Below are 23351 nucleotides of genomic sequence, written 5' to 3'. Positions count from 1 at the left end.
CTCAGACCTCCGCCGACTCCGCGTCGGGTGCCTCCTCGGCGCCGCAGAGGGCCGCGAACGTGTCGGCGGCCGCCCCGGAGTCGATGGCCTCGGCGGCGCGTTCGACGCCCGCCTCGATATCCTCGGCCAGCCCCGCGACGTATATCGCCGCGCCCGCGTTGGCGAGGATGATGTCCCGCTTCGGTCCCGTCACCTCGCCGGTGACGATGCTGCGGAGGTCCTCGGCGTTCTCCTGCGGCGTGCCGCCCGCCACCTCTGAGACGGGCGCCGAGTCCAGACCGATATCGTCGGGAGAGAGCGTGTACTCCTCGATTTCCTCTCCCCTGACCTCCGCGACGAGCGTCTCGTCGTGGAGCGCTATCTCGTCCATGCCGGAGCCGTGGACGACGAGGGCGCGTTCGACGGGCATCTTCGTCAGCGCGCGGGCGAGCACCGGGACGAGGTCCGGGTCGTAGACGCCGACGACCTGCGCCTCGGCGCCGGCGGGGTTCGTCAGGGGGCCGAGAACGTTGAAGACGGTCCGCATGCCGAGTTCCTTCCGCGGGCCGATGACGGCCTTCATCGCCGGGTGGAACACCGGCGCGAGCATGAAGCCGATGCCGTCGCGGTCGATGGCCGCCTCGACGGCCGCCGGTTCGGCCTCCACGTCGGCGCCGGCGACTTCGAGCACGTCGGCGCTCCCCGACGAGGAGGACACCGAGTAGTTGCCGTGTTTGGCGACGGCCGCGCCCGCGCCGGCGGCGACGATGGCGCTGGTCGTCGAGACGTTGATGGTGTCGTAGTCGTCGCCGCCGGTGCCGCAGGTGTCGACCAGCGGCGTCCGGTCCGGTGAGATAGTCCGCGCGGCGTCGCGCATCCCCTGCGCGAAGCCGGCTATCTCGGCTTCCGTCTCGCCCTTCGCCCGCAGGGCGGCCAACAGCGCGCCGATCTGCGCGTCCGTCGCGCCCTCGAAGACGGCGCTCGCGGCCTCGCGGGCCTCCTCCTGCGTCAGGTCCGTTCCCTCCGTCGCGCGTTCGATGTATGTTTGGAGCGTCATGGTGAGACACCGATGTACGTGTTCGGGTTATAATGTACAAATGAGTACACCGGTATAAGGCTGTCGGGGCGGGTCGGAGCGAGGGTGGACGGAAGAAGTTCAGGGGGCACCGGCGACTTCCGCGTCCCCGCGCCGTCCCTCGGAATCGAACGACCGCGTTCCGATTCGCAACCCTTAATTGTATCCCCGGAAAACGAGGTAATGCGCTCAGACGGGCGCACTGCACGCAGCACACCGGGTTGGTGGTCTAGTCTGGTTATGACACCTCCTTGACATGGAGGAGGCCGGCAGTTCAAATCTGCCCCAACCCATTTTCTGATTCCTCGCAACGACGAGCGGAGCAAACGGATGTGAGCGGAGCGAGGTGCCGTGAAATCGAAAATGGTCCGGGAGATTTGAACCCGCGAGCAACTCTCTGATTTGCGAGTGAGGTTCAAATCCGCCTGAACTCACTTCTCTTCGGCGTTACCAACGAGCGAAGCGCTCTTCTTTCGTAACGGAATCAGTTTCTCCGGACGCTCGACGGAGCATACGTATCGAGAAGCCCCCGAACGCACGAGCGGAAGAACAGCGAACTGCAAGTTCTCGCTACCGAAGGCGGTCGGAGTTATCCGAGGAGACCCGCGTTCTCGGGCCCGTTCCCGTTGCCGTTTCCTTCGTCGTCCCCAGCCGAGTTACCCTCGTCCGATTCGTTGCTCGAGGCCGCGGCGGCGGCGTTGTCGTTCGGCGCCGAGTCGCTCTCGGCCTCCTCGTCGTTCCCGAGGCCGAGCGCCGTCTCGACGAGTCCGCCGTCGTCCGTGCTCTCCGCCGGGGGAGCGGCCTCGGCGTTCGGTTCGTCGCCCTCGGTCGCCGTCTCGGTCGCCGTTTCCGTCGCCGCTTCGGTTTCGGTCGCGGTCGCAGTGTCCGTCTCGGTGCTGGTTTCCGTCCGAGTTGCCGTCTCCTGCTCGGTGGCCGTGTCGGTACGAGTCGCCGTATCGGTCGCCGTGGCGGTCGGTGACGACGTGTCCGTCGGCGTCTCAGTGGCCGTTTCCGTCGGGGTCGCGGTTCGAGTCGCAGTGTCGGTCGCCGTGGCGGATTCAGTCCTCGTAGCCGTCTCGGTCGGAGTTTCGGTCTCCGTCTCCGTGGGTTCGTCAGTCGGTGTGGCGGTCAGTTCGTCGGTCGGTGTAGCCGTTGGCTCGTCAGTTGGTGTGGCGGTCGGTTCGTCGGTCGGTGTAGCCGTTGGCTCGTCGGTCGGTGTGGCGGTCGGTTCGTCGGTCGGCGTGGCCGTCGACTCGTCGGTCTGCGTCTCGGTCGGGTTCGCCGTCTCCGTCCTGCGCCGCGTCTCGGACTGCGTCGGGTTCTGCGCTCGGTCCGCGCCGCCGGCGATAGACGCCGCGGTCGTCAGCAGCGCCGACAGGGTGCCGCCGTCCGTCTCCGTCTCAGTCGGTGCGTCGGTGTCGGTCGGAGCCTCCGTCTCTGCGGCGACCGGCGTCTCCGTGTCCGCATCGGCGTTCGGTTCGTCTCCGTCTCCGTCATCGTTCGCGTCGGCGTTCGACGGCGCGTCCGTCTCGGTATCAGTATCGGCATTCGCCTCGTCCCCGTCGTCGGACTCCGCGTTAACCGCCGCGGACGCGTTCGTTTCGGTTTCCGTATCGGTCGCCGTCTCGGTCTCCGTCTCCGTATCGGTCGCCGTTTCAGTCGCGTTTCCGTCCGAACCGGCGTCCGAGTCGGAATCGTCCGAATCGTCGTTCGGGTCGTCCGAGTCGGAATCGTCCGAATCGTCGTTCGGGTCGTCCGAGTCGGAATCGTCAGAGTCGTCAGAGTTGGAGTCGTCAGAGTTGGAGTCGTCAGAGTCGTCAGAGTTGGAGTCGTCAGAGTCGCTCGAACTGTCGTCCGAGTCTCGGGAACTGTCCGACTCGTCGCTCGAGTCGTCCGAGTCACCGGAGTCGGCGTTCGACTCGCCCGAGTCGCTCGAATCGGCGTTCGGTTCGTCCGAATTCGACTCCGCGTTGGCGTTCGGTTCGTCTCCGTCATCGTTCGCGTCGGCGTTCGACGGCGTATCCGTCGCGGTGGCCGTGTCGGTCGACTCGCCGTCGTCGGTGGTCGCAGTCGAGGGGCCGGGCCTGTCAGGGGTCTGCACGCTCTCTACCTCCGATACGATCTCGCCGGGCGGTGACTCCGACGGGCCCACGCCGATACAGCCGGTCGTGACGAAGATAAGTACGATTCCGAGTACTATCAGCCGGGACATTCTATGTCGGACGCACTCCGCCACGGAACAAATAATCCAATTAAATATTCTGTGAAATAATAGCCACTAGACCTGACTTTTCGTCGTCACGAGGCGAATGCGGCCCGAAACGTCGCTCAGACGAGGGGTTCGAGTTCCTCGATGCGGTCGCCGGGGGCGACGACTTCGTCGGCGTAGTCGTAGTCGAGAACGTCGCCGGCGGCGAGTCTCGGGATATCGGTGTGTCCGAGGGCGACGCGGACGTTTCGACGCGCGTCCGCGGACGAGTCCCCGGACGACTCCTCGCGCGCGTCGGCGACGACTTCCTCGACGACCCGCGAGAGCGGTTGGGCGCCGTCCGCGATGAGCGTGCGGATGAGGCTCCGCCGGCGTCCGTTCGACGCGAACTCGTACGCCTCGTCCTTCGAGAGTGTATCCGGGTCGTAGCTGTCCATACCCTCCCTTCGGACTCCGGAGGGGTATTAGTTTCTCTTCGAGAAGCGCGTAATTTACTCGGTGGGGATCAACGAAACCGCGCGGGCGGCGCGAAGACCGGCGAGGTGGGGGCGACGGCGGCGAGCGAACGGCGGGCCGCAGAACGTCCGCGCTCGGCGTTCGTACTACGCGTCCGAGGCGAGGAGTTCCACCACGCGCGGTCGGAACTGGTCTGTCGCGAGCAGGTAGGCGAAGCCGAAGGCGACGGCGCCCATCACGGCCGCCCACGCGCCGAGTTCGAGTTGCCCGCTCTCGACCATCGACAGCGCGAATCGCTCGACGTAGAGGCCGACCCCCGACAGCAGAACGGTTCCGATACCGAACAGTACTACCTCGACGAGTTCGGGAATCAAGGCGAGTAGTCCGCTTGTCATACCGGTGAAGGGGTGTCGTCCTTTGAGTCCCTTTCGGTCCGGGGTCCGTCGGAGCGGGCGGGACGGAGGCGTTCCGGGGACTGTACCGCCCCGTGCGTCGGGAACCGGGTGCGGATGTGCGATGCTCATCGGCCGGGACCAGCGCGAACCTTCAAGAGCAGGGGCGGAGTACGTTAGCAATGGAGGTTACTCGGACTATGGATATTGCTGATATTGCCACTCCCGATTTCGTCGAGGTTGATGCAGACAAACGCCTGGGTAAAGTCCGGTCCATCTTCGAGCGCGAGAACTCTCGCGGCATCGTCGTGACCGAGGACGGGGACTACGTCGGCGTCATCGGCCAGAAGCAGCTCGTCCGCTCCCGCATGGAGGACGACACCAAGGCGTCCGCCGTGATGAAGTCCGCACCCCGCATCGACCGCCACGAGGACATCCGAGAGGCCGCCCGGATGCTCGTCGAGGGGGACACTCGAATCGCGCCCGTCTACGAGGGCGAGAAGCTGTACGGCATCATCACGGGGAACGACATCCTCGAAGCCGTGCTGGAGAACCTCGACGCCATCACCGTCGACGACATCCTGACCGAGGACGTCGTCACCATCGGCGAGAAGTCCCACGTCGGACAGGCCATCAATCTCCTGCGCGAGAACGGCGTCTCGCGGCTGCCCGTCATCGGCGACGACGGGAAGCTCACCGGCGTGTTGACCACGCACGACATCATCGAGTTCTCGGTGCGAAACACCGACCGACAGGGCCGCGGCGACCGCCGCGGCGACATCGACCGGATGCTCGACCTGCCGGTGTACGACCTGATGTCCTCGCCGGTCATCGCCGCCTCGCCCGGGGAGACGGTCCGAGAGGCCGTCGAACGGATGTTCGAGAACGACATCGAGGGGCTGATCGTGACGCCGACGGAGAGCGACAGCGAGGTGCTCGGCATCGTCACGAAGACGGACGTGCTCCGCGCGCTGACGTTCACCGAGGAGGAGCGCATGGACGTGCAGATAACCAACATCGGTCTCCTGGAGACGCTCACCCGCGACGAGGTGGTCGACTCCATCACGAAGGTGGTCGACAAGTACCAGGAGATGCAGGTGCACCACGCGCACGTGCGCTTCCACGAGCACAAAGAGAAGCTCCGCGGGACGCCCCTCATCCAGTCGCAGGTGCGTCTCCGCACCAGCCACGGACAGGTGGCCGGCAGCGGCGAGGGCTACGGCGCCGAACACGCCTTCCACGTCGCGCTGGACAAACTCGAACGCAACGTGCTCGAACTGAAGGGCGTCAACGCCGACGAGAAGTACCAGGGGCAGGTCATGCGAAAGCTCGGCGACCTGTAAGCGGACTCGCCTCGACGAAACTCGATCACATTTTCTCGCCGGTCCGACCCGCCAGCGACGGGTTCGAGAGCGCACGTCCCCCCGAAACCCCCGCCTCAGTCCGACCCGGCCTCGCGCGACGCGTCGGCGCCGGACGCCTCCGTCCGCCACTCGCACCGGACGACCAACTCCTCCTCGTCGTCCGCGTGGACGGTGTGTTCTTTCACTTCGACTGCCCCCTCGGGACGCATCTCGCGGGTCTCCCGTCCGTCGTCGGGGGCGAGCGTCGAGGAGGACGTCTCGTAGCGTCCCGTGGTTCTCGCTCTGAGCCCCTGCAGGTAGTCGTCGAACTCGTCGCGGGTCATGGACTTCTCGTGCTCGGTCTCCCAACTGGTGGCTCCGGTCCCGACCCCACCGGGCGTTCCGGTGGCGTAGCCGCCGACCACCGCGTTGATGACCGCACCGACGAGGAGGACGATGCCCGAGAAGTACAGCCACGTGACGACGACGATGACGCCGCCGAAGAAACTTCCCGACCCGCCGCCTTTGAACGTCAGATAGACCTGAAACAGCGCCTGGAGGGCGGCCCAGCCGACCGCCGCGAAGACGACCCCCGGGAGCACGTTCCGCCAGTCGACGTCCGCGTCCGGGAACTCGTAGTACATCGGGAGGAACGCGACGACGAGGCCGGCGACGAGTCCCGCCGGGAGGAGGTACCCGACGAACGGAACCGCGTCTGAGAACCGGGCGAAGACGGAACTGGCCCCGACGATGGAGACGACCGCGACCACCAACGCGACGAATACGACCGCGCCGTCCCGGAGTTGGTCGACGAACGAGTTCTCCGCCGTCGTCTCGTATATCTCGGAGAACGCCGTGTCGAGCCCCCGAAATATCTTGAGCGTCCCCCAGACGAGTGCGACGACGCCGACGAGCGACGCGCCGGTGACGGTCGACTCGCCGAGGAATATCTGCGCGACGACGTCGGCGATGGGTCGGGGCAGCGACGTCCACGCGAGGTCGACGATACGCGCCTCGAGGCCGCCGCCGACGACCGAGACGACGAAGAAGAGGAGCAACAGCATCGGCGCGAGCGAGACGAAGGCGTTGTAGGCTATCCCCGCCGCCATGAACGTCACGTTCTTCTCCGACGCCTCGGTGAGAACCCGCTTGCCGGTCTCCGCGATGTGGGATACGCTGGTCACGAGTCGCCTTCAACCGTGGCCGCCGAGAAAGATACGGTCGTCCGCAGACCGTCGGCCGTCGGGTAACGGGTGCCGACCGACCGCTACAGGTCGGTCGCCGCGAGGCCGCCGTCGGTTATCTCGAAGGTGGCCGTCTCGCCGGCCGCTCTCGCCCGGTGTTTCTCCAGCGTCGCGCGGCGGTTGCCGCCGCGGAAGCGGTCGATGCGGAGCACCGCGCCGGTCCAGTGTTCGAGGGTGTGGCCGCCGAGCGCGCGGACGCGGTCGGTGTCGGGGTCCGAGAACACCTGGTTCGTGATGACCACCGCGAGGTCGTGCTTCCGCGCCAGGGAGAGCAGATGCGTCACCTGCCGGGCGACGCGGCGGAGCGACTCGCCCCCGTCGTCTTTGTCCATCGTGCGTTCGAGGCGGTAGAAGCCCGTTGCGCTGTCGAGAACGACGAGATCCGCCCGCTCGGCGAACTCGCTCGCGTCGCGGACGGCCTCCTCCTGCTCGTCGAAGTCGTGCGCCTCGGAGACGATGAGCCGGGAGGTCACGTCCTCGATGGACTGGTCCGGGCCGGCGACGTGTTCGGCGAGTTGGCGGAAGCGGTCAACCGAGAGCCCCTCGGTGTCGATGTAGACGACGGTGCCGCCGGCGGCGGCGACGCGCACGGCGGCCGACAGCGCGAGGTTCGTCTTCCCCGCCGCCGGCGGGCCGTACACCTGCGTGACGGTTCCGCGCTCGAACCCGCCCCCCAAGAGGTCGTCGAGCGACCGGCACCCGGTAGTGACTGGGTCGGACACGAGAGGAGGTGGGTCGCGTCCGCCGAAAAACCCCCCGGTCGCCGTCCCCCGATGAGGGGTGCGGTCGGACGCACCGCGCGCGACACGCTTTACTCGGTCCCTCCCGAACGTCCGCGGCGTGATAGTCGTCGCCACCGCGGACTTCGAGTTCTACCACGACGTCGTCGGCGAACTCCGCGACCGAGGGGTCGCGTTCACGACGGTCGAACCCGGCGCCGAGTTGCCCGACGGGACGAGCGTGGTCGTGGTCGCCGAGACGGACGACGTGGACCTGCCGACCGGCGGCGGCGACGGCGGAGGCGGGGGTGACAGCGGTGGCGGCGACGCGGACGCGAGTATCGACGTGGTCGTCGCGTCGACGGACGAGGTCAGGCGCGCCGTCGAGGAGGCCGTCGCCCTCCTCCGCGGCGACGGCGGGCGGACGATAGTCGGCGTCGACCCCGGCACGCGGCCCGGCATCGCCGTCCTCGCGGGGGACACCGTCGTCGCCGCGTTCAACGTCCCCCTCGCGGACGCGGTGACGACGATTCGGGAGGAGGTCGCCGACAGCCCCGACGCCCTGGTCCGCGTCGGCGACGGCGCCCGCCTACAGGGGGCGACAATCGTGAACGAACTGGAGGGCGTGACCGTCGAACTCGTCGACGAGACGGGGACGACCCCCTACCTCGGCACCGGCGCGCGCGGGATGGGCGACGTGCTCGCGGCGGTGAATATCGCCCGGCGCCGCGGCGAACCCGTGGACTCGCGGGACATCGAACCCACGCAGGGGGAACTCCAGCGCATCAAGGACCACTCGCGGCGCGTGAGCGAGGACAACCGCACCATCGACGAGCGACTCGCCCGGCGCGTCGCCGCCGGCGACCTGACCGTCGACGAGGCGCTGACCGAGCATCGCGAGCGGAGCGGCGACGAGGGGGAAGCCGCGGACGCGGATACGACGGAAGACGCGGATGCCGACGGCTGAACGGTCAGACACACGACGCATCGAAAGAAGAACGGGGTGAGAGCGAATCGGTCGTGGCGGACGGTGCTCGGCGCGGGACGTTCAGTTCAGGCTTCGGACGGAATCTCGCCGTAGTCGTAGCCTTCGCCGAGCTTCGAGAGCTTCTCCAGGGCGTCCTGCTCCTCGCGGAGCGTCTCTTCGAGGGTGTCCGCCGCGTCCTCCATCCCGAGCTGGTCGGCCAGCGGGATGAGGTTGCCGTAGGCGGCTATCTCGTAGTGCTCGGACTTCTGCCCGGCGGCGAGGTTGAAGCGCTCGAGCACCTTGTCGTCGGGGTTCTGCTCGGTGAACTCCTCGTGCTCTTCGATCATCGCGTCGACGACGCGGTCCTGCTTCCCCTCGGCCTCCTGACCGAGCGCCTCGAACACCTCTTCGAGGCGCTCGATGTGCGTCCGCGTCTCCTCTCGGTGCTCGGAGAACGCGCTCTGAATCTCCTCGTCCTCCGCGCCGCTCTCGAGTTCTTCGAGCGCGTCTTCGAGCTGTTGCTCGGTGTAGTATATCTTCTGCAGTCCATCCACGAACAGATCTTCGAGCGAGTCAGCGGACATTGCATTCAGGAACAAGTGCCCGTATTCAATTACCGGACTGGTTGCATATTAATGTTCTTTAAACGGCTGAGTTAGACCTCCTGAGGCGTCAAAAAACGCTCGCCTGAGCGTTCGAGCGCCGCGTTCAGTCCGAGGGGTCGACGGCGCTCTCGGCGCGCCGCATCACCTCGCGGACGGGGAGGTCCGTCGCGTCGGCGACGGAGGCGGCGTCGTCGAACTCCGCGCTCCGGTCGTACGTCTCGCCCGTCGCGTCGGCGGCGACTTTCACCGCCACTCGGTACGTCTCTCCCCCGATTTCGAGTTCCGCCGTCTCGAACGTCCGGTCGGCTATCCAGCGGTGGCCGGCGCCGTGTTCGCGGACGCCCAAGGTGCCGGTTTCGACGGCGAGGCGGTGCGCCACGCGCTCGGCGTCCTCGGGTTTGACGACGACCTTCACGAGGTGACCCGGGCGGGACTTCTTCATCGTCGCCGGGAGCACCGTCACGTCGCGCGCGCCGGCCTCTGTCAGCGTCGACTGGAGGTTCCCGAGGAGTTCCGGCGAGGCGTCGTCGAGGTTCGTCTCCAGGACGGTTATCTCGTCGCGCGAGAGGCGGCCCGCGCCGTCGCCGACGAGGACGCGCAGGACGTTCGGATGGTCGGAGAAGTCGTAGCCGCCGGCGCCGTACCCCGAGTCGTCGATGCGGAGGGCGGGGAGCGTCTCGACGCCCTCGGCGACGTGCGCGAGAATCGCCGCGCCCGTCGGCGTCAGCAGTTCCGCCTCGACGGGGCCGCCCTTCAGCGACCAGTCGGCGCGTTCGGCTATCTCGACCACGGCGGGCGTCGGCACGGGGTAGGTGCCGTGGGCCATCGTCTGCTCGCCGCCGCCCGTCGCGACGGGCGCGGTGACGACGCGGTCGACGCCGAGGTCCGCGAGGAGGAGGCAGGCGCCGACCACGTCCGCGATGGCGTCGTCCGCGCCGACCTCGTGGAAGTGCGTCTCCGCGAGGTCGGTGCCGTGAACGGACGATTCCGCTTCGCCGAGTATCCGAAAGACGGCCTTCGCGTCGCGTTCGACCGACCCGGGGAGGCCCATCGATTCGACGATTTCGACGACTTCGGCGTACGCGCGGTGGGGGCCGTGCCCCTCCGCGGGCGTCGCGTGGGCATCGCCGGTGTCGTGGTCGTGGTCGTGCGTGTGGTCGTGGTCGTGATGGTCGTGACCGTGATTTCGGTCGTGACTCTGTCCGTGGCCGTGGTCGCCCTCGTGCGTGTGCGCGCGGTGATGCTCGTCTTCCTCGTCCGACGAACCGGCGTCTCCCTCGCTCTCGCCGTCGGCACCCTCCCTGTCATCGTCGTCTTCGCCGTCCAACAGCACGCGAACGCGCGTCGCCGAGATACCGTTCTTCACCGTCGTCGACGCCTCGTAGCGGACGTCGAGCGCCTCTTCGACGGGGGAGAGGGCGTCCCTGTCGGCGCCGGCCGCGAGGAGAGCGGCGAGGATCATGTCGCCGCTGGCACCCATCCGCCCGTCGAACGCGAGTGTACGCATATCCGCGAGGAGGCGGTGGGAGGTGAAAATTCCACGGCATCGATGGACGCGGTCGGTAGGGATTTGTATGTTCCAGCCCGTACTGTGCTACGGAGTGTCACCCACAGCGAGGCGGGCGCAGAGCGTCCCATCTGGGGAAGGACTTAACCCGCATCGAGAACGAGAAATCAGACATATCCCCGCGATCAAATCATGAACGAAGTGCAACTCGAAGTGGCGAAAGCGTACCCGAACGACTCGGGGCGCGGTATCGCCCGTCTTGACCCGGACACGTTGCTTCATCTCAAACTCTCACCGGGCGACATCATCGAGATTGAGGGTGGTGAGACGACGGCAGCGAAGGTGTGGCGCGCAGACCGGCAGGACTGGAACACCGACACGGTCCGCATCGACGGTTTCACCCGACAGAACGCCGACGTGGGCATCGGCGAGCGTGTGACCATCCGGAAGGCGGAGGCGACGAAGGCCGAGAAACTCGTCCTCGCGCCGCCGGAGGAGGCGAGCGTGCAGTTCGGCTCCGACGCCGCCGGGATGGTCAAGCGCCAGATTCTCAAACGACCCGTCGTCGAACGCGACATCGTCCCCGTGATGTCCTCGACGAACCACCCGTTCATGCGGTCACCGGGACAGGCGATTCCGCTCATCGCCGTCGAGACCGAACCCGAAGGCGTGTGTCTCGTCACGGAGGATACCGAGGTGGAACTCCGCGAGGAGCCCATCTCCGGGTTCGAGAAGACCGGCGGCGGAATCACCTACGAGGATATCGGCGGCCTCCAAGGCGAGATTCAGCGGGTCCGGGAGATGGTCGAACTCCCGATGAAGCACCCGCAGATATTCAAGAAACTCGGCATCGAACCGCCGCAGGGGGTGCTGTTGCACGGCCCGCCGGGCACCGGGAAGACGCTGCTCGCCAAGGCCGTCGCCAACGAGACGTCCGCGAGTTTCTTCTCTATCGCCGGCCCCGAAATCATCTCGAAGTACTACGGGGAGTCCGAACAGCAACTCAGAGAGATATTCGAGGACGCCAAAGAGGAGTCGCCCTCCATCATCTTCATCGACGAACTCGACTCCATCGCCCCGAAGCGCGAGGACGTGACCGGCGAGGTCGAACGCCGCGTCGTCGCGCAGTTGCTGACCATGATGGACGGACTGGAGACCAGAGGGCAGGTCATCGTCATCGCGGCGACCAACCGGGTCGACTCCGTCGACCCCGCCCTCCGCCGTCCGGGTCGGTTCGACCGCGAAATCGAAATCGGCGTCCCCGACGAGGGCGGAAGAAAGGAGATTCTCCAGATTCACACCCGCGGGATGCCGCTCTCGGACGACGTCTCCCTGGACCACCTCGCCGACGAGACGCACGGCTTCGTCGGCGCCGACATCGAGTCGCTGACGAAGGAGGCGGCGATGAAGGCTCTCAGGAGGTACCTCCCCGAAATCGACCTCGACGAGGAGGACATCCCGCCGAGCCTCATCGACCGCATGATCGTCAAGCGCGACGACTTCGAGGGCGCGCTAACGGAGGTCGAACCCTCGGCGATGCGCGAGGTGCTCGTCGAACTGCCCAAGATATCGTGGGACGACGTCGGCGGTCTGGAGAACCCCAAACAGCAGGTCAAAGAGAGCGTCGAATGGCCCCTCACCTCCCGGGGCAAGTTCGAGCGCATGGGCATCGAACCGCCGAAGGGCGTCCTCCTGTACGGCCCGCCGGGGACGGGGAAGACGCTCATGGCGAAGGCCGTCGCCAACGAGACGAACGCGAACTTCATCTCGGTGCGCGGCCCGCAACTGCTGTCGAAGTGGGTCGGCGAGTCGGAGAAGGCCATCCGCCAGACGTTCCGCAAGGCGCGGCAGGTCAGCCCGACCATCATCTTCTTCGACGAGTTGGACAGCCTCGCGCCCGCCCGCGGTAACGAGATGGGTAACAACGTCTCCGAACGGGTCGTCAACCAACTCCTGACGGAGTTAGACGGCTTAGAGGAGAACGGCGACGTGATGGTCATCGGCGCGACGAACCGCCCGGACATGATCGACCCGGCGCTCATCCGTTCGGGTCGGTTCGACCGCCTCGTGCTCATCGGCCAACCCGGCGAGGAGGGCCGCGAGCAGATTCTGAGAATCCACACTGATTCGAGTCCGCTCGCGCCCGACGTGAGCCTGCGCGAAATCGCGGAGATAACCGACGGCTACGTCGGCTCCGACCTCGAATCCATCGCGCGCGAGGCCGCCATCGAGGCCCTGCGCGAGGACGACGACGCCCAGGAGATAGAGATGCGGCACTTCCGCAAGGCGATGGAGTCCGTCCGGCCCACCATCACGGAGGACCTGATGGACTACTACGAGCAGATGCAGGACCAGTTCAAGGGCGGCGCCCGCGACCAACTCGACGACAGTCGGGGCGGTCGGATCGGCTTCCAATGAACCTTTTGCGCTGCGGGCGCGCGTAGCGCGCCCTCGGCAAAAGCTTCATCAAAAGCGCTCGTCGCTCACTTCGCTCCGCTCCGTTCGCTTCTCGGCCCGCGACTCGCTTCGCTCGTCGCGGCACAACCGCTTGTGAATGAGTTCACGCCATCAGCGGCGAGTAGTGAAGTCGAAAACGCTCAGTAGAGGGGTCTCACCGACCGATCAGCTCTGTATCGATTCCGATGAGAAGATACAGTGGAATCAGATATGCTCGGGATAGCGATAATGGCGATAACCGGGTCTATGGGGCCACCGACGTTCCCCGGAGCAGTTTGGAGGAAGATTGCGATGACGAACCAGAGCGTCAGTGCTTGAAAGAAATCTGTCTTATCCATATAGACGAGTGTTCAAATAGTAGACATCAACAAAGTAGTTCTGCTATGTTCGCACGCGCTACTGAACGGCTGTTTCGATTGGTGTTCGGCAGAATCAGTCGACAGAGACGGACTCCGAACCGGCTACATCAGCTACGTTCGTAGTGTTGACCAGTTGCGCCGCGAGGCGAGCGAACGCGAGCCTCGCGGAATCTTTTTGGTCGAGCTTTTTGCAACGAGTGGTTCCCGCAGCGAGCCGAAGGCTCGCGAGGAAATCCGAGTCAGCAAAAAGCTCGTGGGCTTAGTACAGCAGTTCGTCGTCGTCCTCGGCCATGTAGAGCGACCGAGCGGCGATGTTGACCGCGTGGTCGCCGACGCGTTCGAGGTCGCGAATCGTCAGGAGCAGACGGGAGATGTCGGTCATGTACGCCTCGGCGTCGAGGTTCTCCTCGCCGAAGGGGTCGGCCTCGATGAGGTCGCGGACGACCATCTCGCTGGCCGCCTCGCACATGGCGTCGACTTCGTCGTCGCGGGTCGCGACCGAGCGGCAGTGTTCGGCGTCCTCCTGGGCGTACGCCTCCATCGCGGTCTCCAGCATGTCCAGCGTCGCGTCGCCGATCTGTTGGATGTCGACCTCGGGGAACACGTCGCGGTCGGCCTCGGTGGCGTACCCCGCGAGGTTCGTCGCGAGGTCGCCGATGCGTTCGAGGTCGGTCGTGAGCTTGAACGACGCCGCGATGAAGCGGAGGTCGGAGGCGACCGGTTGCTGGAGGGCGATGAGGTCGATGCACTCCTGTTCGAGGTCGAGGTACATCCGGTTTATCTCGCCGTCGCCCTCGATGACCTGCTGTGCGAGTTCTTCGTCCTTCTGTTCGAGTGCGTCCAGACCCATGCGGAGGCGTTCCGCGACGAGTTCGCTCATGTAGAGCACGTCGTCGCGAAGCGAGCCGAGGGAGTTCTGATACTCTTGTCGGGGCATGAAACAATCAACGACACGGGGCGCTATAAGTATTGTCGTCACAATAGACTATATAGATTTGGCTGCGCAACCGAGTCGGCGGCCGCCGAAAGGAGCCGAACGGAGAGTTACCCGAACTTACCCGTGATGTAGTCTTCCACGCGTTGGCTCTCGGGGTTCTCGAATATCTTGTCCGTGTCGTCGTACTCGACGAGGTAGCCGCCGGTGAGGAAGACGGCCGTTTGGTCGGAGATGCGGGCGGCCTGCTGCATGTTGTGCGTGACGACGACGACGGTGTAGTCCTCGGAGAGTTCGACGATGAGGTCCTCTATCTTCGAGGTGGCGACGGGGTCGAGCGCCGAGGCGGGTTCGTCCATCAGGATGACCTCGGGGTCGGTCGCCAGCGCGCGGGCGATGCAGAGACGCTGCTGTTGCCCGCCCGAGAGGCCGATGGCGTTGTCGTCGAGGCGGTCTTTCACCTCGTCCCACAGTGCGGCCTGTTTGAGCGACCGCTCGACCAGTTCGTCCTCCTTCTCGCTGTCGTCGCGGCCGGTGAGGCGCGCGAGCAGCCCGGTGTTGACGTCGCCGTGCTTCCGGGGTCCGTAGGAGATGTTCTTGCGGATGGACTTCGGGAACGGGTTCGGCGACTGGAACACCTGTCCGACCCGCTTTCGCAGTTCCACGAGGTCGACGCCGTCCTGATAGATTTCCCGACCGTCGAACCGCACCGAGCCGTCGACGCTGGCGACCTTGATGCGGTCGTTCATCCGGTTGAGACACCGGAGGAACGTCGATTTCCCGCAGCCCGACGGGCCGATGAGCGCGGTGACGCTGTTCTCCGGGATGTCCATCGAGATGTCGTGGAGCGCGTGGTCGTCGCCGTACCAGACGTTGAGGTCCTCGACGGCGAACTTCGGGTCGCCCTCGAACTGATAGTCGACCCACTCCGCTTTGAGCTCCTCGCTCGTCTCGCCGACGACCGTCGTCTGTTCGTTCTCGCTCGCTGCCTCGGCGTTCGGGTTCGTCTGTGTCGTGTTGCTCATTGGTCTAGTTTCCGTCGGAAGTACATCCGCGAGCCGATACCGACCGCGTAGAAGGACAGAACGACGAGGAGGAGGACGAGCGCCGTCCCCCACGCGAACGACTCGCGCTGTCCGACGCCCGCGGTGATTATCGCGTACAGCTGGTAGGGCAGCGCGCTCGTCGGCTGCAACAGCGCGCTCGTGTCTATCAGCTGCGCGTGGACGAAGGGGAAGTTCGAGACGAAGGAGAACTGCGGCGCGAGCACGTCCGTCGCCCGCGACGGGAACGGGTCGCTCACCATCACGAGCAGGATGGGCGCCGTCTCGCCCGCGATGCGGCCGATGCCGAGGATAACGCCCGTGATGACGCCCGGCATCGCCGCCGGGAGGACGACGCTCTTTATCGTCTCCCACTTGCCGACGCCGAGCGCCGCGCTGGCGTCGCGGTAGTCGTCGGGGACGCTCTTGAGCGCCTCCCGACTCGTGATGACCACTAACGGGAGCATCATAATTCCGAGCACCAGCATGCCGGAGAGCAGCGAGGTCGTGTTACCGAGCCGCGGGACGAGGAAGGCCAGTCCGAACAGCCCGTAGACGATGCTGGGCGTGCTCCACAGCCCGTTCGTCGATATCTCGACGAGTTGGGTGAACCGGCCGCGTTCGGCGTACTCGGTCAGGAAGACGGCGGCACCGACGCCCAGCGGGATGGCGAAAGCGACGGCGCCGGCGACGACCCAGACGGTGCCGACGATGGCCGGGAAGATGCCGTTCACGTCGTTCATCAGCGCGACGCCCTCCATGACGAACGGCCAGTAGAACCACACGAGCGGACCGTTGATGACGACGTACTCCTCGATGGGCGGGAAGTAGAACCACGTCAGCGGCTCCCAGAACAGGCCGAACTGGATGCCGCGAGTCATCGGGGCGAACCCCCTGCTGACGACGTACGCGACGAGGACGACCAGAAGCGAGAGCATGCCGACGGCGTTGGCGCCGATGAGGAGGTACGCCCCCATCTGTCGCCCGCGGGTGCCGAAGCCGCCGTAGGCCTCGGCGCCGACCCACGCGACGAGGACGCCGACGAACAGCGCGAGAACCGGGATGGCGAACGTTCCGGTGTACGTCGCCGACCCGGCTATCGGTTCCCAGGTCCACGAGGGTGTGATGAGACCGGCGAGGAACGTCCCCCCGGTGAGCAGCGCGAGGCCGCCCGCAGGGAGCGTCACGCCGATATCCTCGGGAGGGAGGACCGTCGCGGCCGCCACGCCGACGGCCCCGAGGAGGGTGAACAGCGGCCACAGCGTCGAGAAGCCGAGTGTCTGCGAGGCGACGAGACCGGCGACGATAGCGCCGACGAGTCCGAAGACGACCATCGGGAGCGCTCCCGCCGTCACGTCGGGTTTCGTGTGGACGACGCCGGCACGCGAGGCGACGCCGACGCCGACGAGCGTGAGGCCGACGCCGGCGAACCCGACGCCGAACAGTTCGAACGCGGAGAGGCCGGCGACGGTGCTCGTCAGTCCGACGACGCCGAAGACGGTCAGGACGCCCGCCACGGCGAGGAGCAGCGAGACCACCGTGGCGGCGCCGGCGACGTACCCGAGCGCCGAGGACTCGTCGTCGACGAGCGCGTTCGCGGTCCGGGTGTCGAGGCTCATTGCTCACCTCCGAGGCGGCGGCGCATCCGCGCCTCGACCACCTGCGAACCGATACTGAGCGCGAGCACGGTGATGAACAGCACGACGCCGGCGGCGAACAGCGCGCTGAGTTGCGTTCCCGTCGCGATGCCGTACTGACTGGCGATGAGGCTGGTCAGCGTCTCGGTCCCCTCCCACACGTCGTACAGGGGGTCGGGGAACGCCTGCTGGTGGCCGAGGATGACCGTCGCCGCCATCGTCTCGCCGACGGCGCGGCCGACGCCGAGGATGACCGCCGCGGAGATACCGGAGAAGGCGGCGGGGAAGGTGACGCTCTTTATCGTCTGCCAATCGCTCGCACCGAGGGCGAGCGACCCGTCCTTCATCGCGCCCGGAACGCTCGCTATCGCGTCCTCTGCGACGGAGACGACCGTCGGCAGCGCCATGACTCCGATCATGATGCCGGCGACCATGAGGCTACTGAAATTCGAGAGCTGGAGTTCGCGGTAGAAGTACTCGGTGACGACGACCCAGCCGAGGAAACCGTAGACGATAGAGGGGATACCGGCCAGCATCTCGACGGCCGGCTTGATTATCTCGCGCGCCCAGCGCGGTGCGATCTCGCTGATGAACAGCGCGCCGGCGACGCCGAGGGGCGCCGCGATGGCCATGGCGATGATCGTCGTCAGGATCGTCCCCCAGATCATCGGCGTCAGCGAGTAGGTGTTCGAGGCCCGCTCCCAGAGCGGCTGGTTCGTCTTCAGGAGGATGTCGAGACCCATCGTCTCGAACGCCGGCACCGACCTGACGAAGAGGTAGACGGTGATCAGTCCGAGGATGACGATGGTCGACACCGTGGTGAAGAACATCAGCACCGCGGCCGTGTTCTCCTGGTAGGCGTACCAGCCGTAGGCGACGACTGCGACGAAGGCGGCGAGCGGGTAGACGGCGTACTGAGCCGCCACGAGGAAGGCGACGAGGACGCCCAGAAGCGCCAGTCCGCTGGTCGCCCCGACGAGCCGCGTTCCCCGGTCTATCTCGCCGAACGCTTCGAGCCGATTGCCGGTCGACATCAGGCCGTCTCCGGGAGTTTCTCCAGTTGGTTCTGACGCCGCTCTTCGGTGAGCTTCGCGTAGCCGACCGGTTCGACGAACGTCTGCTGCCCGAAGTCGGAGATGATCATCCGGAGGAACGCCGCCTCCATCTCCGAGGTGCCCCCGTACGTGTAGCAGTGGAGGTCACGCGCGAGCGGGTAGCTCGGGTCCGAGAGGTTCTCTCCCCGTTCGTACACCGTGCCGTCGACGTTGAGCGCGACGGCAGGCACGGAGTCGTCGACGAACGCCAACGCCATGTACGCGACGGCGTTGTTCGACTTCGATACCGTGGTCTTCACCTGCTGGTTCTGCCCTTTCCGGATGTCGACGCCGGGCATCTCGGCCTCGGGGTCGCCGAGGAAGTTCGCCCGGAAGGCGGTGTCAGTTCCCGATCCGACCGACCGGCCGATGGCCTGTATCTCCCGGTCGGGGCCACTGTAACGGTCTATCTGTGACCAGTTCGTTATCTCGCCTCTGTAGATTCCGCGGACCTGCTCCGCGGTGAGTTGCGTCACGCCCGCCTCGTAAATTTCGCTGCTGACGACGATAGGCTGGGCGTCGACGCCGACGACGTGGTTGACGAACTCGTCCAGTTCCTCCTCGGAGGCCTCGGGGAGTTCCGCGCTGACAGGCGCGCTGGCGTTTCCGATATCCAGCTGATTATTCCTGAGCTTCTCCAGTCCCGTTCCGGAGTGGCTCAGGCCGACGCTGACGGTGAACGGTACCGACGACCCCTCGTCGCTCGACTCGAAGCCGTACAGTCCGGCCCAGTAGTCCGCGAGGTTCTGGTCGGTGTCGATGTTGTACTCTTGCGGCCCCCAGTACTCTTCGTCGTCCGCCGGGGGGTTCGAGTTCCAGTACGACCCGGCCTTGTTGGCGATCGGGTACACGGTCGAGGAACCGCCCGACTTCAACAGTTCCGTCGACCCGGACGAGTCGCCGTCGCCGCTCCCGTCTGACCCCTCGCTCTGTCCCGGTGGTGTCGCACTCGTACTCACGCATCCCGCCGTCACCACGGAAGCCACGAGTCCGGCGCCACCGGCCAACAGCGAGCGTCGATGGACAGGATACTCAGACATCGACCGTAGGTTCCCGATTCGGCAGTAAATACCCTACTATGATTTCTATATATCTGTACGTACGGCCGGCCGGCAAAAACGGCGCCAGGGTAGAGGGCCCGAAACATCAGCTATCGGAGGTTCGAGAACCCGGGGACGTAACGATTGGCTCTCGTCTGCGGCCTATCACCGCGACTATAGCGAGTCGTGAGCGGGTATATAATCCAGGTTACCTCACTGTTCGGTTTCTGGGAGATTCGATTGCTCGTTCGACAACCGTTCGTCGGTCAGCGTCACGTAGTTGTTCGGCTCGACGAACGTCTGCTGCCCGAAGTCCGAAAGGATCATTCCGAGGAACGCCGCCTCCTTCTTCGAGGTTCCCTCCCACGTGTACGCGTGGAGGTCGCGGGAGAGGGGGTAATCCTCGGCGCCGAGGTTCTCGCCGTAGGTGTAGGTGGTACCGTCGATAACGAGCGACACCGGCGGCACCGACTGCTCGTCGACGAACGCCAGCGCGAGGTACGCGATGGCGTTGTTCGACTTCGATACCAACGTTTGAACCTGCTGATTCTGCCCCTTCCGAACGTCGACGCCGCTCATCGACGCCTCGGGGTCGCCGAGGACGTTCAGACGGAACGACGTGTCGGTACCAGACCCCACGGCGCGACCGACGACCTGAATCTCCTTGTCTTCTCCGTTGTAGCCGTCGATCTCTGACCAGTTCGTAATCTCTCCTTGGTAGATGCTCCGGAGCTGCTCGATGGTGAGTTTCGTCACGCCCGCCTCGTATATCGCCTTACTGACGACGACGGGTTGGGCGTCGACGGCGACGACGTGGTTGGTGAACGATTCGAGTTCGCTCTCGGAGGCCTCGGGGAACTCGGCGCTGACCGGGGCGCTGGAGTCGCCGATATCGATCTGCCCTTGTCTGAGTTTCTCCAGACCGACCCCGCTGTGACTGAGGCCGATGCTGGTCGGGAACGGCGGCGACCCCTCGTCGCCCGACTCGAAGCCGTACAGTCCGGCCCAGTAGTCCGCGAGGTTCTGGTCGGTGTCGATGTCGTACTGTCCCGGTCCCCAGTACTCCTGGTCGTCCGCCGGAGGGTTCGAGTTCCAGTACGACCCCGCGAGGTTCGTCACCGGATACACCGTCGACGACCCGTCGGCCGTCAGCGGTGTCGACGTATCGCCCCCGCTTCCGCTGGACGACTGAGTGGCCTGCTCCATCGACTGCTCGGTTCCTTCGCCTCCGGACGTGGCCGACGCCTGTTCGCCGCCCGTACCGCCGCTACACCCCGCGAGTCCGGCGAGCCCCGCCGCCCCGGCGGCGACCACGAACTTCCGCCTCGACACACCGTTCGACGCCTTCGATGGGTTCCGCGTCATCACCCGATTGAAATTCCCACTCGACTATGTAATCTGCTATGAGATGTATATCTCCTCGACCGTGTCTGTAGTTGTCACACTATACGACCCGAACGCTCCCCACTGTTTGGGACCGTTACCTCCGAGTATACCTCCCTTCTTCGCGTTTGCGCTCCGCTCGCCGACCGAAACGAGAGCTGGTCGAAAAGAGTAGCGGGACGGCGACACGGCGCGAACGCGACATCAACGGTAACGCACCCGCCCGATATCCGGCACAGCCCGGAGTAGTATATAGATACGAATAGATTTATGGTGTCAGTCTCGTACCTTCGGATATGGTCGAGACGCGCAAGGTGCAGGTGACGGGGGGATCGACGTACACCGTTTCCATCCCGAAGGAGTGGGCGACCGAGAACAGCGTCTCCGCGGGGACCGAAGTGGAGTTCTACCCCGAGGGCGACTCCCTGTTCCTGACGCCGCGCTCGGAGGACGAGCGGACGGAGGGAACGCTCGACATCGCCAACTTGGACGGCGACGAACTCATGCGCGCGGTGATGACGATGTACGTCAGCGGCTTCGACATCATCGCCCTGGAGAGCGGACGCATCAGCACCGAACAACGCCGAACCATCCGCGAGGCGACCCAGAGCCTCGTCGGTCTCGAAGTGCTCGAAGAGACCCGCGACCGGGTCGTCATCCGCGACCTCTTGGACTCCTCGGAGCTGTCCATCCACAACGCCGTCACGCGGATGCGGCTCATCTCGATGTCGATGCTGGAGGACGCCATCGCCGCCATCGCCGAACTCGACGACGACATGGCCCGGGACGTCATCCAACGCGACGACGACGTCGACCGCCTCTGGATGGTCGTCTCGCGCATCTTCCGCGCGACGCTCCGGACGCCGAAGGCCGCCGAAGAGTTGGGCCTCCCGCGCGAGGTGTGCTTCGACTACCAGTCCGCGGCGCGACAACTCGAACGCATCGGCGACCACGCGACGAAGATAGCCCACCTGACGCTCAACTTCGAGGAACCCGTTCCGGAGAAAGTCGTCACGGCCCTCGAAGAACTGTACGTCGACGCGCGGAAGGTCGTCGACGACGGCATGGACGCACTGTTCACCGACGACCCCGACGAGGCCTCCCGGTTGGCCAACGAGGCCCGCGAGGCCGTCCAGGACATCGACGAGAGCGCGCGCAAGATAGACGAACTGCTCCGCGACCTCGACCCGGCGCGCGCGCAACTGCTCGGTCTCATCGTCGACTCCGTCTCCCGGAGCGCCGACTACGGCGGCAACATCGCCGAGACGGCGCTGCAGAAGGCGGCGCCGACGCCCTGAAGCGCCGACCGTCTCCCGCACTCGTTCGACGCTCCGCTACTCGACACCGTTCGGACCGACTCGAACCGGAGCGACGGCGTCGCTCGGCGGGGAAGAGAAACGAAAGAGCGTTCGAGATTACTCCTCGTCGACGAGGACGGCGTTGACCTGCCCGTCCTGACCGGGGCGGGAGGTGACGCGGGCGCGGCCTTCGCTGGTGTCGATGATGGCGCCCTTCGTGATGATGTTCCGGCGGATGTAGTTGACGTTGGAGGGGTTGTCGACCACGTTCTCGATGTCGGCCTCGCTGACCTCGCCGCCGTCGGCGACCTGCGCGACGTTGGTCGAGAGCGCGCGGACCTTCTTCTTGCTGCCGCGGGAGTCGACGACGCGGAACCGGGGTTCGCCGACGGTGGTCTCGGTGGGTTGGCGGCCGAGTTGGTGTCGCTTCTTCTTGTGGGAGGGTTTGAGCCGCCCGCCGGTGCGCTTCCGCTTGGAGCGTCCTTGGTCCTTCATAGGGGAGGAAAATCCCGGTAGCTACTTGAATCGCTCGAATCGGGCCGCGAGGTGTGCGTGCGCGGCACTCGCCCGGCGCCCGGCCGCGCCGAGAGCGGCCATCGGAGTGCGCGAGGCCGAACCGAGAACTCCTTGTGCCGCGGTCGTCCGAACAGAGAGTATGAGCCTCGAGGTGGCGGTGGCGGTGCCGTTCAAACAGCGCGGAACCGACCGCCTGGGCGAGGGGGAGTTCGTCGTCGCCCTCTCGTTGGACCGGGACTGGTTCTCCCCCGACCAGGCGAAGCGCCTCATCGACGTCGCCGCCGGCCGCGGACTGGTCGCGCGCGAGGACGGACAGGTCGTCGCCTCGTTCGACCCCGCGGACGTCGCCGTGCCGGAGGACTACGAACCCGACCAGTCCATCCTGCGCGAGCAGTCGGCGTTCGAGCGGATGCTCGACGCCCTCGTCGCCGCCGGCCACGACAAGCGGGAGGCCGTCGCGGCCGTCAACGACCTCCAGCGGCGACTCGGCGTCAGCGTGGAGGCGGCCGCCGCCCTCTACGCGAAGCGCCGCGGCGTCGACGTGGGCGACGCCGCGCGGGCGGCCCGCGAGGAACTGTAACCCGCGGGACGGGGCAGGACCGGCGGGACGGGGTCCCCGTGCGCGCCCTCGAACCGCGCGGTCTAAACGGCGGGACGGGCAACGACCGGCATGGTCGAGGACCGACTCACCGACGGGAAGCGCATCGCCCAACTCCTCGCCAGCGAGGTGACGGGCCACGAGCGGTCGCTCGCGTCGCTGTCCGTCGCGGACTCCGAACGGGACGCGGAACCGACCGCCGACGGCGCGTTCGCCTACGCCGTCGACCGCGACGGCGAACGCGTCGCCGAGGTGTACATCCACGCGGACCGCGCGCGCGTCGAGTTCCTCGCCGCCCCCGACGCCGTCGCCGAGGCGGCCGAGGCGGAGGGCCTCCGCGTCCGCCCGAAGGCGGTCCGGCCGCCGCGGACCCTCGTGTTCGTCGAGGACGGCGCGCAGGTAAAGCGGCTCTTACCGGCGCTCCGCGCCGTCGCCGAGCGGTGAACGCCTCCCGAGACTGTCAGATTAACCCGAATCTATTGACTTCGTAACAAAA

The 23351-nt window shown here is 66.1% G+C and carries 21 protein-coding genes and 1 tRNA gene; 7 read left to right on the top strand and 15 right to left on the bottom strand.

Features of this window, described 5'->3' with window-relative positions; genetic code table 11:
• Window position 1: 1 nt before the first annotated feature.
• A complete protein-coding gene (gene trpD, locus NDI79_RS09120) occupies window positions 2-1036 on the bottom strand; it encodes an anthranilate phosphoribosyltransferase (protein ID WP_310928161.1) in 1035 nt (344 codons plus the stop codon).
• 236 nt (window positions 1037-1272) lie between these two features.
• On the opposite strand from trpD, the gene NDI79_RS09115 reads away from it, so the two are divergent.
• A tRNA-Val gene (locus tag NDI79_RS09115) sits at window positions 1273-1347 on the top strand.
• A 296-nt stretch (window positions 1348-1643) separates the two neighbouring features.
• Here NDI79_RS09115 and NDI79_RS09110 read toward each other — a convergent pair.
• The 3 genes from NDI79_RS09110 to NDI79_RS09100 form a co-directional block, all read right to left on the bottom strand.
• The gene (locus NDI79_RS09110) at window positions 1644-3155 is read right to left on the bottom strand and encodes a hypothetical protein (RefSeq protein WP_310928160.1); all 1512 of its coding nucleotides are present in this window, start codon (window positions 3153-3155) and stop codon (window positions 1644-1646) included.
• 227 nt (window positions 3156-3382) lie between these two features.
• Window positions 3383-3700 (bottom strand): DUF7344 domain-containing protein, encoded by a 318-nt coding sequence (locus tag NDI79_RS09105; protein ID WP_310928159.1) that lies wholly within the window; start codon window positions 3698-3700, stop codon window positions 3383-3385.
• A gap of 165 nt (window positions 3701-3865) precedes the next feature.
• Window positions 3866-4114 (bottom strand): DUF8151 family protein, encoded by a 249-nt coding sequence (locus NDI79_RS09100; protein ID WP_310928158.1) that lies wholly within the window; start codon window positions 4112-4114, stop codon window positions 3866-3868.
• A 197-nt stretch (window positions 4115-4311) separates the two neighbouring features.
• On the opposite strand from NDI79_RS09100, the gene NDI79_RS09095 reads away from it, so the two are divergent.
• Window positions 4312-5454 (top strand): CBS domain-containing protein, encoded by a 1143-nt coding sequence (locus NDI79_RS09095; RefSeq protein WP_310928157.1) that lies wholly within the window; start codon window positions 4312-4314, stop codon window positions 5452-5454.
• 95 nt (window positions 5455-5549) lie between these two features.
• Here NDI79_RS09095 and NDI79_RS09090 read toward each other — a convergent pair whose 3' ends face one another.
• On the bottom strand, window positions 5550-6638 hold the full coding sequence (locus NDI79_RS09090; protein WP_310928156.1) for a YihY/virulence factor BrkB family protein: 1089 nt from the start codon (window positions 6636-6638) through the stop codon (window positions 5550-5552).
• Window positions 6639-6721: 83 nt separating this feature from the next.
• Window positions 6722-7420 (bottom strand): DNA repair and recombination protein RadB, encoded by a 699-nt coding sequence (radB, locus tag NDI79_RS09085; protein ID WP_310928155.1) that lies wholly within the window; start codon window positions 7418-7420, stop codon window positions 6722-6724.
• A gap of 118 nt (window positions 7421-7538) precedes the next feature.
• Between radB and NDI79_RS09080 the strand changes: the two genes are divergently transcribed.
• Window positions 7539-8384, top strand: a complete 846-nt coding sequence (locus tag NDI79_RS09080) for a hypothetical protein (protein WP_310928154.1) — start codon at window positions 7539-7541, stop codon at window positions 8382-8384.
• 86 nt (window positions 8385-8470) lie between these two features.
• On the opposite strand, the gene NDI79_RS09075 is transcribed toward NDI79_RS09080, so the two are convergent.
• Both NDI79_RS09075 and larC read right to left on the bottom strand, forming a co-directional pair.
• Window positions 8471-8968, bottom strand: coding sequence for a YciE/YciF ferroxidase family protein (locus NDI79_RS09075; RefSeq protein WP_310928153.1), 498 nt, complete (start codon window positions 8966-8968; stop codon window positions 8471-8473).
• Between the two features lie 124 nt (window positions 8969-9092).
• The gene (larC, locus tag NDI79_RS09070) at window positions 9093-10496 is read right to left on the bottom strand and encodes a nickel pincer cofactor biosynthesis protein LarC (RefSeq protein ID WP_310928152.1); all 1404 of its coding nucleotides are present in this window, start codon (window positions 10494-10496) and stop codon (window positions 9093-9095) included.
• Between the two features lie 192 nt (window positions 10497-10688).
• Here larC and NDI79_RS09065 point away from each other — a divergent pair, with 192 nt between their 5' ends.
• The gene (locus NDI79_RS09065) at window positions 10689-12914 is read left to right on the top strand and encodes a CDC48 family AAA ATPase (RefSeq protein WP_310928151.1); all 2226 of its coding nucleotides are present in this window, start codon (window positions 10689-10691) and stop codon (window positions 12912-12914) included.
• Window positions 12915-13571: 657 nt separating this feature from the next.
• Here NDI79_RS09065 and phoU read toward each other — a convergent pair.
• From phoU to NDI79_RS09035, 6 genes are all read right to left on the bottom strand, one after another.
• Entirely contained in the window at window positions 13572-14249 is a 678-nt protein-coding gene (gene phoU / locus NDI79_RS09060) for a phosphate signaling complex protein PhoU (RefSeq protein ID WP_310928150.1), read from the bottom strand.
• Window positions 14250-14356: 107 nt separating this feature from the next.
• Window positions 14357-15271: a phosphate ABC transporter ATP-binding protein PstB gene (pstB, locus tag NDI79_RS09055; RefSeq protein WP_310928149.1), complete on the bottom strand. Its 915-nt coding sequence runs from the start codon at window positions 15269-15271 to the stop codon at window positions 14357-14359.
• On the bottom strand, window positions 15268-16908 hold the full coding sequence (gene pstA / locus NDI79_RS09050; protein ID WP_310928148.1) for a phosphate ABC transporter permease PstA: 1641 nt from the start codon (window positions 16906-16908) through the stop codon (window positions 15268-15270). Before pstA ends, pstB begins: the two co-directional genes overlap by 4 nt.
• A complete protein-coding gene (gene pstC, locus NDI79_RS09045; protein ID WP_310928147.1) occupies window positions 16905-17960 on the bottom strand; it encodes a phosphate ABC transporter permease subunit PstC in 1056 nt (351 codons plus the stop codon). The genes pstA and pstC overlap by 4 nt, the downstream gene beginning before the upstream one ends.
• On the bottom strand, window positions 17960-19060 hold the full coding sequence (locus tag NDI79_RS09040; RefSeq protein WP_310928146.1) for a PstS family phosphate ABC transporter substrate-binding protein: 1101 nt from the start codon (window positions 19058-19060) through the stop codon (window positions 17960-17962). Before NDI79_RS09040 ends, pstC begins: the two co-directional genes overlap by 1 nt.
• Window positions 19061-19273: 213 nt before the next feature.
• Window positions 19274-20425 carry a PstS family phosphate ABC transporter substrate-binding protein gene (locus NDI79_RS09035; protein WP_310928145.1) on the bottom strand — a complete coding sequence of 384 codons (1152 nt, stop codon included), beginning with the start codon at window positions 20423-20425 and terminating at the stop codon, window positions 19274-19276.
• Window positions 20426-20739: 314 nt separating this feature from the next.
• Here NDI79_RS09035 and NDI79_RS09030 point away from each other — a divergent pair, with 314 nt between their 5' ends.
• Window positions 20740-21741: a PhoU domain-containing protein gene (locus NDI79_RS09030; protein WP_310928144.1), complete on the top strand. Its 1002-nt coding sequence runs from the start codon at window positions 20740-20742 to the stop codon at window positions 21739-21741.
• A gap of 117 nt (window positions 21742-21858) precedes the next feature.
• Here the strand turns inward: NDI79_RS09030 and NDI79_RS09025 are convergent, their stop codons facing one another.
• Window positions 21859-22236, bottom strand: a complete 378-nt coding sequence (locus NDI79_RS09025; protein WP_310924489.1) for a 30S ribosomal protein S8e — start codon at window positions 22234-22236, stop codon at window positions 21859-21861.
• A gap of 160 nt (window positions 22237-22396) precedes the next feature.
• On the opposite strand from NDI79_RS09025, the gene NDI79_RS09020 reads away from it, so the two are divergent.
• Both NDI79_RS09020 and NDI79_RS09015 read left to right on the top strand, forming a co-directional pair.
• Window positions 22397-22837, top strand: a complete 441-nt coding sequence (locus tag NDI79_RS09020) for a DUF2240 family protein (RefSeq protein WP_310928143.1) — start codon at window positions 22397-22399, stop codon at window positions 22835-22837.
• A 90-nt stretch (window positions 22838-22927) separates the two neighbouring features.
• The gene (locus NDI79_RS09015; protein WP_310928142.1) at window positions 22928-23299 is read left to right on the top strand and encodes a DUF7993 family protein; all 372 of its coding nucleotides are present in this window, start codon (window positions 22928-22930) and stop codon (window positions 23297-23299) included.
• The last annotated feature ends 52 nt before the right edge of the window (window positions 23300-23351 follow it).

The sequence above is a fragment of the Halogeometricum sp. S3BR5-2 genome (genome assembly GCF_031624635.1).
GTDB lineage: Archaea > Halobacteriota > Halobacteria > Halobacteriales > Haloferacaceae > Halogeometricum > Halogeometricum luteum.
Note: the sequence above shows the minus strand (reverse complement) of the source record. Positions and strands in the feature narration are given on the sequence as shown.